10 protein-coding genes are annotated in these 12,249 nt (G+C 50.7%); 6 read left to right on the top strand and 4 right to left on the bottom strand.

Annotated features, from left to right (window positions below; translation table 11 throughout):
• Positions 1–6: 6 nt before the first annotated feature.
• Together BRW83_RS09195 and BRW83_RS09190 are read left to right on the top strand one after the other, a co-directional pair.
• Complete coding sequence (locus BRW83_RS09195; protein WP_005879860.1) at positions 7–573, top strand: DUF2589 domain-containing protein; 567 nt, start codon at positions 7–9, stop codon at positions 571–573.
• 82 nt (positions 574–655) lie between these two features.
• Positions 656–1,465, top strand: coding sequence for a hypothetical protein (locus BRW83_RS09190; protein ID WP_005879862.1), 810 nt, complete (start codon positions 656–658; stop codon positions 1,463–1,465).
• Between the two features lie 26 nt (positions 1,466–1,491).
• On the opposite strand, the gene BRW83_RS09185 is transcribed toward BRW83_RS09190, so the two are convergent.
• The 3 genes from BRW83_RS09185 to BRW83_RS09175 form a co-directional block, all read right to left on the bottom strand.
• Entirely contained in the window at positions 1,492–2,292 is an 801-nt protein-coding gene (locus BRW83_RS09185) for a radical SAM protein (protein WP_005879864.1), read from the bottom strand.
• A 130-nt stretch (positions 2,293–2,422) separates the two neighbouring features.
• Complete coding sequence (locus tag BRW83_RS09180; RefSeq protein WP_036603552.1) at positions 2,423–2,977, bottom strand: pentapeptide repeat-containing protein; 555 nt, start codon at positions 2,975–2,977, stop codon at positions 2,423–2,425.
• Between the two features lie 400 nt (positions 2,978–3,377).
• On the bottom strand, positions 3,378–4,019 hold the full coding sequence (locus BRW83_RS09175; protein ID WP_005879868.1) for a transglutaminase-like domain-containing protein: 642 nt from the start codon (positions 4,017–4,019) through the stop codon (positions 3,378–3,380).
• Positions 4,020–4,367: 348 nt separating this feature from the next.
• Here BRW83_RS09175 and BRW83_RS09170 point away from each other — a divergent pair, with 348 nt between their 5' ends.
• The 4 genes from BRW83_RS09170 (at position 4,368) to BRW83_RS09155 (ending at position 8,661) form a co-directional block, all read left to right on the top strand.
• Positions 4,368–5,144, top strand: coding sequence for an AraC family transcriptional regulator (locus tag BRW83_RS09170; protein WP_231284461.1), 777 nt, complete (start codon positions 4,368–4,370; stop codon positions 5,142–5,144).
• 102 nt (positions 5,145–5,246) lie between these two features.
• Complete coding sequence (locus BRW83_RS09165) at positions 5,247–6,044, top strand: Cof-type HAD-IIB family hydrolase (RefSeq protein ID WP_005879872.1); 798 nt, start codon at positions 5,247–5,249, stop codon at positions 6,042–6,044.
• 227 nt (positions 6,045–6,271) lie between these two features.
• Positions 6,272–7,582, top strand: coding sequence for a citrate synthase (gene gltA, locus BRW83_RS09160; RefSeq protein WP_005879874.1), 1,311 nt, complete (start codon positions 6,272–6,274; stop codon positions 7,580–7,582).
• Between the two features lie 74 nt (positions 7,583–7,656).
• Positions 7,657–8,661: a 5'-nucleotidase gene (locus BRW83_RS09155; RefSeq protein ID WP_005879877.1), complete on the top strand. Its 1,005-nt coding sequence runs from the start codon at positions 7,657–7,659 to the stop codon at positions 8,659–8,661.
• 86 nt (positions 8,662–8,747) lie between these two features.
• Here BRW83_RS09155 and BRW83_RS09150 read toward each other — a convergent pair whose 3' ends face one another.
• On the bottom strand, positions 8,748–11,807 hold the full coding sequence (locus BRW83_RS09150) for an autotransporter family protein (protein ID WP_081442182.1): 3,060 nt from the start codon (positions 11,805–11,807) through the stop codon (positions 8,748–8,750).
• Positions 11,808–12,249: the final 442 nt, after the last annotated feature.

Below are 12,249 nucleotides of genomic sequence, written 5' to 3'. Positions count from 1 at the left end.
TGCATCATGGCAGATATCACTGACAAATTTGCGGGTTTGCCGCTGGGTTTGCTGGTCTGTACGCCGATTATCGAAGTGGCGAAAGGACAGTCGGAGTTATGCAGGGTTTATCTTGATTATGTCTACAAGCTGGCATTTATCGATGGCGATCCGGAAAAGGGGACCAAAACGCTCTCATTCAACCTGACGCGTCAGGTAACCGATGGCAGTGGCAATATCACGCCTCAACAGGTGACCGTAACGGCACCGCTGATTTCGCTGGTGCCGGTGCCTGCGTTCACGATGGATGAAGCGACGGTTCGTTTCACGATGGAAGTCAAGGAACAGGTGGTGGACAAATCCAACACGTCGGCGACATCCAAAGTGGATACGAGCATGTCTTTCTGGGGATTCCACGCACAGATTTCGGGTAGTGTCACGGCCGGTTCCGAACATACCCGCACGACCGACCAGTCGGCCAAGTATGAAATTTATGCACGGGCAGCGCAGCAGGCACCTGCCGAAGGGATGGCGAAACTGTCCACGGTATTCGCGTCGGTGATCGAACCGATTCCGGTTGGCGGTGGCAGCTGATGATATCGGGTAACCGATTAAACAGCGGTTGCCGGTTCAACAGTATCGGCAACCGCACGAAAGACGTGACAGGAGAAAAGATATGTCTCTCGTGACAGAACCGGTACTGGTTACCAATCACAGCCTGATTTACAACCGCCCCAGAGCGGATAAATGGGATCAGGGCATTACATCGATTGCGAAAAATTATGGGGCGACACGTTTTTCCATTGTGACGGAGGCCTTGAGAAGCGGTCGATACAGGGCAAAAATCAATTATCTGGGAAAATGTGATCCGGGCAGCAATGAATCTCTTTATCTGGCTCCGGGACAATACAAAACCGGATTGATGTCTGTTTCAGGGGGATTTTATCCGCATTCCCGGGGTTCCCGTGAAATCGTCATCATTGTCAGTGATGAAATCTCGAATCAAAGTCGGCGTGCCGAGAAGGAACATTGCATGGACAATGTCCGTGCTTTCGAGATCACCCTGAAAAGTGCGGATGACACGATAAGAAAGGTCAAGTCGATCCTGGAAGCCGATAACAAAGGAAAAGTGACGTATGTGACGAAAAAGGCGGCTGTCAAAGCGGTGAAGAGAATGCTGGTATGGGAGGCAGCCCATACTCGTATCGCACAAATATTTTCGGATACCATTTCAGCTGACGGAACGGTAACGGGAGCATTCAAAACAAACATGGAAACGCTTTATTTCGAAACGTCCCAGCTGACGCAAAAGCGGGACGATGACAAGTGGCACAGTTTCAGATTCGATACCCGTGAGTATCGCCCGTATTGCGCTTCCTGCCGTGGTTACCGGACCGATGTTTATGAATACCGGAAAATGCTGATGCCCGAGCTGATCGCACAAGGTGGCGTTTCGCCTTCGTCGCATTCGCTTATCCGTTTGTAAAACAGGCAGTGCAACAGGAAGACGGTTCATGGATGGAAGACGTTCCGGAAAGGGATATCTTTTTCAGTACAGTAGTTTTCGATTTCATCAATGAGTCTGTACCAATACGTTTTGTCGCCATCCCGGTAGATCGTGCGATAGAGGGGAATCAGTCCGGGGTAGTGCTGCCCGATGGCACGGGCGACCTGATTGCGTGCGGTGTTTTTGAGGTTCAGGTTTTCGAACCAGTAAGTATCGACCCATGCGCGAGTGGCTTTAACGATTTCCCGAAAATCGGTTATGCCGGGGAAGATGGGGGACATGAACAGGACGGTTTTGATCCCCGCAACGTGGAGCTGGCGCAATGCGTCAATGCGTCTTTTGGACGTTGGGGCACGGGGTTCGAAATGGCGGCGAAATGTGTCGTCAAGGGAATTGACGGAAAGGGCGACTTCGACGTTTTCCAGCTGGCTGATCAGGTCGATGTCCCGAAGAATCAGGTCGGACTTGGTGATGATGGTGATATTGGCCCTGCACTCCTGCAATTGTTCGAGCAAGTGCCGTGTGACCCGGTATTGCTTCTCGAAAGCGTTGTACGGGTCGGTGACGGAACTGATGACGATGTTTTTGCCGTCGAGCCGTTTTGTGGAAACGGGTTTGTCGCAGTGTTTGACGTCGAGAAAATCGCCCCAGTCCTCTTCATGGTTCGTGAAGGTCTTCATGAACCCGGCATAGCAATACACGCATTTGTGCGGACAGCCGACGTAGGGATTGATGACGACATCGACTCCGGGCAATTTCGAGGGAGTGATCCAGTTTTTGACCGGGATGGTTTTTGTGGCGATCATGTGTCTGTTGAAAAAGTGACGTTTCTCATCCTGTCCGGTCGTTTCGGGCCGGAGTCATTTTTTTGCGACAGAAAACCTGCTGCTTGCCGTATTGAAGCGGTTCCATTCAATGCCCTGATCCTTATGGTTTTTATTTGATGATGATATCCAGATGTGACACCAGACCTCTCAGTTCCTGTTCGGGGAATATCGTTTTTTTCAGTCGGGAAGTGTCGGGATTGATCGAGAAATTGAATGAGCCTGAAAAATCCACTTTTTCCAGATTGGTACCGGTAAAAATGGCCTTCTTCAGATCACAGTTGTCAAAAACCGAAAGGGCGATATCCGCTCCCTGAAAATAGGTTTCACCCAGATCACAATCGATAAAGTGATTTTTCCGAATCCGGATACACGCAAAACTGGCATATTTCAATAATGTTTTTTCGAAATGCAGCGCATTTGAAAACAGGCCGATATCAGTAAAGTCCGCTCCGGTCATTTTGCAGTCAATGAATTTGATGTCCTGCAGATTGCATGAAAATCTCGACAGGGCAAAATTGCATTGTTTGAAAACGCATTTATCGAACCCGGTGTTGTCGATATGCAGTCCGGAAAAGTTGCAGGATACAAACTCACACTTTCGATATTCATCGGCGAGAGGGGTCTCGTTAAAATCGGTTTTTTCAAGGCTTCTGTTTTCGATCATCGGTCGTTTTCCGAAAAAATGACTGTATTTCATGAGTGCCATATCCGGAAAATCCGGCCTGAACCGATCCGGGGACGGTACGGCGAAAGTGATTCTGGCTGCCATTATCTGTCCTGAAGCCAGCTGAAACGAAACACCTGCTTCAATCTCCTGTTGTGCCTCATACGGGTGTCATCATCCCACATGAGGCAATTGACCAGGCCGTTATGAACCCTCACAGTGCTGTCAAAACGGTATTGTCCAGTCCGGATTTCAGCGATTACACGACAGGTGTTGTCCCGTAAAAAGCCGCTCAAAAGTCAGTTGTTGAAGGATTAATCCAGTCCGGTTCCCGTTTTCTGGCGCTTGATGCTTTAATCGGGGCAATCTTCAGGAAAAGCCTTGCCGTCCCCACCGATTCTTACCAGAACCAGCTTCGCAAACGGACATCTTCGGCCTCGACTTCGACGATGTCCGGGTCTTCCAGCATATGGTCAGGCAGGGCTTTCAGCAGTTCCTGCATGTTTTTGGCCGCTTCCAGCGCGTTCATGCTGGCCCTGTGCGGATTGGCGAAAATGCCGGGCCAGAAGAATTCATTGTATTGCGGGCGGTTGGCGAATGCGATCGCCGGGTCGTGCAGCGAGAATGCGACGCTGACACGGTCGTTGTTGCCACGGGCGTCGAGCTTGATCCAGCGATGGCCCACATGGACGGCGTTGAAGCAATGGACGCAGTAGCCTTCGGAATCATCGTCTTTCTTCGTCAGGTGCTGGTAGCACATGCCGGTCGGGATTCTCTGCGAACGCAAAAGCGCTGCCAGCAGGTTGGCTTTCGCGTGACAGATACCGGTTTTGTGTTTCAACACGTCAGAAGCCTTTGCCGTGACGACAGGGGCGTTGACGTCTAAGGAATGAGAGATTTCATCACGCACGAATTCAAAGGCGATTCGCACTTTTTCCAGTTCGCTGTTGACGCTTTTGAACAGGGCTTTGGCCTGATCGCGTACGATTGGCGATGAATAATCGATGTATGAAGTTTCCTGCAAAAAAATATCGACGCTCATATTTCCGTTTCTCGCTTAAGGGAATCAGCCGTGATTCGGCATGATCAAAATGTGATTTTACCCTGATCGGGCACTTATTTCATTCCTTGCAAATATTCTGCTGTCTAACATGGGGACAGTTTTCGAAAATTCAAATGAAAAGGATCGGGCTGTTTTTTCGAAGGGAAACCAGTTGTCGGCAAAACTTGTTAACATGACTGTTTTTTAACGAAAAATTCTGGATATGTGAAACCGGTTTTCATATAAAATAGATCGGTTGGCATTCAGGACGGCCTGCACGGTTTTTCGTTTTGATTCTTTTTCATGCCTTGTAAAAAAAGGCGATACTGTTTCAGTCAAGAGGCACATATGTCTTCTTATTTCCTGTTGCACGGTCAGCGTTTTGCCCTCTCGGCCATTTCCCCTTCAAAGGGAATGGAAATCGGGAAGCGGGGTTCCCATGAAACCCAGTTTTTTTATCTGCAAAAAGGATTTGTCTCGGTTGAGGATGAACGCGGTTACTGGACCGTCGGGCCCGGACAGCTTGCCTGGATGCCTCCCTATATACGGTATGAAACGGAACAGATCGGAAGGATTGCCGGCTGGGGCGTAACGCTTTCCTCGCTTTTATGTATCGGGATGCCCGAGGTGGCCTGTGCACTGTATTGTTCGCCTTTCGTTCCCCTGATTCTGGAAAGGGCGCATCAATGGCTGCAAAGCGACGATAGTGTGTACCAGACCTTGCAGCCACGACAGGAAATGATGTTGCAGGTGTTCATGGATGAATTGCGTTACAGTTCACGCATGCAGGAAAGGCTTCTCCTTCCGAAGGGAAAAAGGCTCAATACGATGGCAAAAGATATCCTTGCCAATCCGTCCAACCGCAAAAGCATTAACGACTGGGCGATCAAGACCGGGATCAGCGCCCGCAGCATCAGCCGTCATTTTTCCAGTGAAACGAATATGACGTTTGCCCAGTGGCGATTGCGTGCGAGCCTGATGGTGGCCCGGAAAAAACTGGCTTTGGGTGAGAGTGTTCACGAGGTTGCACAGGCTGTCGGTTATGAAAACGTCAGCGCTTTTATTGCCACTTACAAGAAGGCTTACAACCAGACACCGGCCCAGTTTCGCCAGTTGTTTGAATAGGGATTTCCCCTTGCCTCTGGTGTTTGTGTCTCTTGTCAGTGTGCTGTCCTCCGGTACGTTTATAATGACGCTTTGAACATACCGATTGCGGAAAAAGATTTTATGACCGGAAAACCTGAAAAACGTATCAAGGCGGTTTTTTTCGATATCGATGGTACGCTGATCAGTTTCAAAACGCACAGGATGCACCAGTCGACGCAAAAGGCCTTGCATGCCCTGAGGGAAAAGGGAATCAGGGTCTATGTGGCGACCGGCCGCTCGAAAATGATGATGCCTTTCATGGACCGGTATTTTTCATTTGACGCGTATCTTACCCTGAACGGACAGTATTGCTATAACCCTCGGGAAGTCATCCGGAAGAAAACGGTTGATTCCGGCGATATCCGTTTGCTGAAAGACATGCTGGCGGAAAAACCGTTTCCATGCCTTTTCGTGGAAGAGGATGGCATGTTCCTGAATTATGCGGATGAGCGGGTGGAAAAGCTGTGTGAAATCATCGACCACCCCATGCCGCCAATGCATGGGCTTGACCGGGTCAGGGATGATGAAGTTCTCCAGTTCGTTCCGTTTTTGAATGAAGAGGAAGAGAAAATTCTGACCGGTACGCTTAAAAACGTGGAATCGACGCGCTCGGTGCCTTTCTGTTTTGACGTCATTCCGGCAGGTGGCGGGAAAAATGCCGGTATGCATGCCGTATTGATGCGGGAAGGTATCGCCCCGGATGAAACGATGGCTTTCGGTGATGGCTTTAACGATATCGGAATGCTGGGGTATGCCGGTATCGGTGTCGCAATGGGCAATGCCGCCGATGCGGTGAAGGCCAGTGCCGATTATGTGACGGCGTCTGTCGAGGAAGGCGGTATCGCGGGAGCGCTTGAGCATTTCGGGATACTCGAGTGAGTTCCTGTTTGTCTTTTCTTTTCAAATAGTTCCGGAATAGTTCCACAGGGAATCTTTTTTTGGATTTTCACGAAATCCGTTGCTTTAAAGCGGGGGATTTTGGATTTCTGGATTTTTGTGTTAAAAAGCAGAATATCGAACGAAAGCATTTATAATGCTTTCTTTTTTATTTTATGAACTTGCAGGGGGCTTTGGCATTCTGTTGTCTTTAAACTGATTGAAATTGGATGAAAATGAAAGATTCTGTAACGAAAGCGAAGTTGTCGTTTGAAGACGGTACCCCGTCTGTCGAATTGCCGGTTTACAAGGGCACGATCGGTGCCGACGGTATCGATATCCGGTCGATGTACGGTGCGACCGGCAAGCTTTCTTATGATCCCGGCTTTCTGGCGACCGCTTCCTGTCAGTCCGCCATTTCATATATTGATGGCGACAAGGGTGAATTGCTCTATCGCGGTTATCCGATAGAACAGCTCGCAAAAGAATGTAATTTTATGGAAACCTGTTATCTGCTGTTGAAAGGCGAATTGCCCAACAAACAGCAGTATGAGGAGTATGCGAAAAACGTCGCCGGTTATTCAATGGTGCACGAACAGATGCAGTTCTTCTTCCGCGGTTTCCGTCGCGATGCCCACCCGATGTCCGTTCTGGTCGCGACTGTCGGCGCCTTGTCGTCCTTTTATCACGATTCGCTCGACATTTCCGATCCGGCACATCGTGAGCTGTCGGCCATGCGCCTTCTGGCGAAAATGCCGACGCTGGTGGCGATGTCTTACAAATATTCCATCGGACAGCCTTTCGTCTATCCACGCAAGGATCTGTATTACACGAGCAACTTCATGCGCATGATGTTCGCGACACCGGCCGAAGATTACAAGGTCAACGACGTGCTCGTCCGTGCGCTGGACCGTATCCTGATTCTGCATGCCGACCACGAACAGAATGCATCCACTTCGACCGTGCGTCTGGCCGGTTCGTCCGGAGCCAATCCATTTGCCTGTATTGCAGCCGGTATCGCCTGTCTGTGGGGCCCTGCACACGGTGGCGCAAATGAAGCGTCGCTGTCGATGATCAGGAAGATCGGTTCGGTCGACAAGGTCGCCGAATTCGTCAAGAGCGTGAAAGACGGTACGGCCGGTACGCGTCTGATGGGCTTTGGCCATCGCGTTTACAAGAACTACGACCCGCGTGCGACCCTGATGCGCGAAACCTGTCACGAAGTGCTGGAAGAACTGGGTCTGAAAGACGATCCATTGTTCAAGATCGCGCTGGAAATCGAACGGGTGGCGATGGAAGACGATTATTTCGTGTCCAGAAAACTGTATCCGAACGTCGATTTCTATTCCGGTATCGTCCAGTCCGCACTGGGTATCCCGTCATCGCTGTTTACCGGCATTTTCGCACTGGCAAGAACCGTTGGCTGGATCGCACAGTGGAAAGAAATGATTTCCGATCCGGATCAGCGCATCGGCCGTCCACGCCAGCTGTATGTGGGTGAACCACGTCGCAATGTCGTGCCGATGGACCAGAGAAAATAAAACGGATCTTTCGTTAAAAAACCGCGCTTTAAGCGCGGTTTTTTTCTAAATGGTACTAGAACAGGATTTTTTACATGGCATTCGATTTAAGCAATACATTAGTGATCGGGATCAGTTCGACGGCACTCTTCGATATGAGTGAATCGGATAAATTATTCAGAAAAGCGATGCAGGATGACCGGGAAAATGCTCTCGGGCAATATAAGGAATATATGCTTGCACATGAAAATGAGCATTTGAAACCTGGCACCGGTTACCCATTGATTAGTGCTTTACTTGGATTGAACAGGTTCAGATTGTTTGATGATCCTGTGCCTTTGGTTGAAGTGGTGGTCATGTCCCGAAACAGTCCTGAAACAGGATTACAGGTCTTGAATACGATTCGTCATGACAAGCTGGGAATAACCCGTTCAGCCTTTACCGGCGGAGAACCGGTTTCGGATTATATGAAAGCGTTTGATGTTGATCTTTTTTTAACGACTAATGTCGAGGATGCTCAAAGTGTTATCGACTCGGGATCATGCGCTACGGCTATCCTGAGAGAGCCGCCGGAAAATGCGCAAGTGATGTCAACAGAACAGGTGCGTCTGGCATTTGACGGCGATGCCGTTCTTTTTTCTGAAGAGAGCGAACTGGTTTATAAAACTCAGGGGTTGGATGTTTTCCAGAGGATCGAAGATGAAAAACAGGACGTACCGCTCGAGGAAGGGCCTTATGCTACATTACTGAAGAAATTGGCTACTCTTCAGGAAAAATTGCAACAACGCCAAAAGAGTTCTTCCATACGAATTGCTTTGGTTACTTCCAGGAATTCTCCTTCAGAGATGCGTGTCATCAAGACACTGAGAAGTTGGGGGGTACAAGTCGATGAGGCTTTTTTTCTTGGAGGAGTGGATAAAACACAAATTCTGACGGCCTACAATCCTCATATTTTCTTTGATGATCAGGATGTCCATCTTGAAAAGGCAGCTTTATGGGTTCCTTCCGGAAAAGTTCCTTATAACAGCCAGTCGCCGCTTGCCGACAGGCGCAATACTATTTTGAAACCGGTACTGAAAAAAACAGTTTCGGATGTATGAGCATCTGGTTTTTCGTCAGAAAAGCACAAATTTCAGAACGACGTTCCGGAAAACGACATGAGTCGTTCTGAAATCGTATTGAAACGTCAGAATTCGAACCGTAATCCTGCACTGACACTCCACGGTCTTGAAACATGGTCGCCGTTTTCGCGTTCGATTTCCCCATACAGACGGGCCATTCTCGAAAATTGCCAGTCGATCCCGGCACCGTAGTAAACGCGTGTCCCTTTCAGGGAGTCCGTGAATGTTTCATTATTCACGTTCGCTTTCTGGTCGCCCCTGAATTCATGGATGACACCCGCTTTTAGGTAAGGTTGCGCGAACCGGTTTTGTCTGTCCGTCCATTTGCGGCCGAATACGAGTCCCAGGCGGCCTGTCAGTGAATCGACATTGTCATGCCTGACTTGCATGCCATTGCTCATGGCAAAGTCCGCTCCCTGTATTTTGTAATACGCCAGCTGTGCCTGCGGTTCGATGAAGAGGTCGTTTCCGAAAGGGATATATTTTCCCGTTTCAAGCGAGAGACCAGCCCCATGCGTGCGGAATTTCCCGGAAACCGGTGTCCCGTCGGTCATGCGCGTATCGATGTCCTGCCGGAACTGATCCCAGGTGACGACGGTATCGGCATACCAGCCGCTGGCGTGTTTCCATGTGGCGTAGGCGGCGAGTCCATAGGAATGGGCGTTGCCGCTGCCGCCATACTGGCCATCCATATCCTGGGAAGCGGAGGTATATTGCCCGCGCAGCCCGAAAAGCCATTCGTTATTGGCGTCATGTTTATAAAGGTGATCGACCCCGGCGGATATGCCGTAAAGGTGCTGTGAAAAATCCGTCCCGGCCAGCCCGTCGAGTTTATCCCGTTCGGCAAAGGTACGTGCCCATATGCCGTCTGAACCGTTGCGGTTGCGGATTTCGCCCAGCCGTTCGCGCAAGTCGGAAAGCTGTCCGTACCACATGGCGTAGGAACCGGCAACGCCGGAGAGGCCGAGTACCGAGTCGGTCGTGGGAGTCCTTTCGTTTGTGCGCTGCAAAAACCATTCCTGTGCGCCGGAAGTATCGCTGGAGTTACGATTGGCCAGTTTGTAGAACCAGACGCCGGCATCGACTTTCTGGCCGGGATTGGCCAGCGAAAATGTCGCATTGCCCGAGTCCTGACGGACGATGAAATTGCTCATCGCTTCCCGTGACGGTTCGGCACCGGTCGCCCTGACGTCGATTTTGTGCGCACCGGTCGCGGTTTCCATAATGATGCGGTCGGACTGGTCGTTTTCGATATCGGTATCGACCATAAAAAGGGCATTGTTACCGGAAAGATTGCGGATATAAAGGTCTGAAAACGGCTGTGCAGTCGAGTAGCGCATATTGACGGTGCCCCCGTCGGCTGTCAGGGACGATATCCGGTTGGACGATCCCTGCTTTTCCATCATGTTCCATGTACCACCATTCATAGTCAGGTCAATACGGCCTGAAACGGGAGCGCTTCTGGTGACGGTGTCATTGACATTTCCGGTTTCGCTGTCGATGGCCCATCCGGTCAATACGGATTGGGCAGTCGGCAGGCTCAGCGTGATGGCACCGTTGTCTTCTGCATAAAGATTGCCGGTCATCGTGAATGTCCCGCCTGATGAGGTATTGATTTTTGCCTGTCCGGAAGAACCGGCATAAACCGTGGCACTGTCGGTGTCACCGGCAATCCGGATGTTTTTGCCCGATATATTGACCGTTCCTCCCTCGGCCCAGACGGCTTCCATGTCGGAAGTCAGGCTGACGGTATCGGCATTGACGTGAAGGGTACCGTTGTCGGACGCGATCAGGCTCGAGTTTTTGCTGACGACGGAAACGGTCGTCCCGCTTGCCGTCAACTGGCCGTTTGCGCCATCGACCCGCATGCCATACTGGTCTGCCTTGATGTTGATTGTCGGGGATTCAAGCCCGACGGTGGCATCATTCGAATAGACGGCATCGTACCCTGTTCCCTGCACAAAAATGGTTTCATCCCCCTTGACAGTCGTTGCTGAGGACGTCGCCGAATCCTTTTGTACGCTCCATATACCGTGCCCGTTGGAGGCCGTGATGTTCACGTTTTTTCCGTGAAGGGACAGATTGCCCTGTTTGTTGTACAGGCCGCCGGAAACGCCGTTGACCGCCAGTGTGTCGTTTGCCGTGACGGTGACGGTATTGTCGTGCATGGCGTCGGTACCGGCAGCATACATACCGTATTTGTTTCCGCCGATATCGACGTTTTTCCCGGCAATGTCGAGTGTGTTATTGCCATAGGTATAGGTGCCGTAACTGTCGCCGTTGAGATGGACGGTTTCCCGTGCCGTCAACGAGAGATCCGTGTGTGTCCCCGGAACATGGTAGGCCAACAGATAGACCGCTCCCCCTTTCGCGACACTGGCATCGATGCCGATGTTTTCGGATTCGACCGTCATCTGTGGGGAGGTACCGGCGTTTCGGGTTTGCAGGCCGATACCGCGCAAGACGTTGGTGACGGAAAAATCGCCACTGTTTTTGACGGAAACCGTGGCGGCTTCCTGAACGTTGAATCCTGCCTCCGATGCCGTGTCTATCGCAAGCGACTGGTTATTGATGGTCAGTTTGCCACCACCGTCCATCATGAAAGCGGATTTGTCGTTTCCTTCAGGAGCGTAGCGGATGTTGAGATGACCGTCTGAAATGTCCAGTTCGCCGGAGGCTCCGATGTTGACCGGTTCGTAAGTGTCTGTGGAATGGAGGTTGAGTGTCTGGTCGTGCCCGACGTTGATGTGCAGTTTCCCGTCAACATTGACCGGCGATACGCCCAGTCCGGGGTTGTCGAGGGTAGCGCCCTGATTGAAATTGAAAGTTTGCTCGGTGCCGGTTCCGTTCCAGATCGAATGGCCGCTTCCGGTCACGGCCGCATGGTAAGTGCCTTCGGCCATGTATTCGGCCTGCGCGATCCCGGCCGCCGTACAGAGACAAATCCCGAGAATGACAGAACGGCTTTTTCCGTTGCCGATAATGTGAGACAGAAGGAGGGACAAAGGTTTGCGGGAGAGTGCCGTGTTCTCTGTTCGATAATGGGTTTGAAGCGGGGAAAAAGGCCGGGGCTTTATTGACGCTGGCAAGTTGTCGGGAGGCCGGGAAGAAAGTGTCGGGTTCATATCGTGTTTTGTGAATTGAGTTGATAGGATATGAACAGGGTGGTGATGACGTAGCTTGCGGGAATGTGAAAAATCAATCCTTGTGACAGGGAAACGGCCGGATTCGTCAAATTCCGTGCAGGCTTTGATTAAAGGAAAAAGTGGTTGGCCAGAAAGGGAAAAAGAAGCTGCAATATGAGGCAATGGGCTTATTGCGTCGTGTCAACGCGTTTGTTCATGCAGTATGGGAGGATAAATATTTATTAGCGCTATACTCTGAAGCGGACCCTTGTGCAGTACATCCCGGGTTATAATTTCAGTATGTGACCGTTATATTTATAGCTGATGGTGTCATCAGTGTGAGTGACGGGGTTCGGCCTGTTCAAAAGACAGGCGAAAAGCGACGGGAATTGGCGCATTTTTGAATCGTTTGTTTCCAGACCCGCTCGCAAAGGAGGGTATC

It is taken from the genome of Oxalobacter formigenes (assembly GCF_002127965.1).
GTDB classification, from domain to species: Bacteria; Pseudomonadota; Gammaproteobacteria; order Burkholderiales; family Burkholderiaceae_D; genus Oxalobacter; species Oxalobacter formigenes.
The sequence above is the reverse complement of the archived record's forward strand: the minus strand, read 5'-3'. Positions and strand labels throughout refer to the sequence as shown.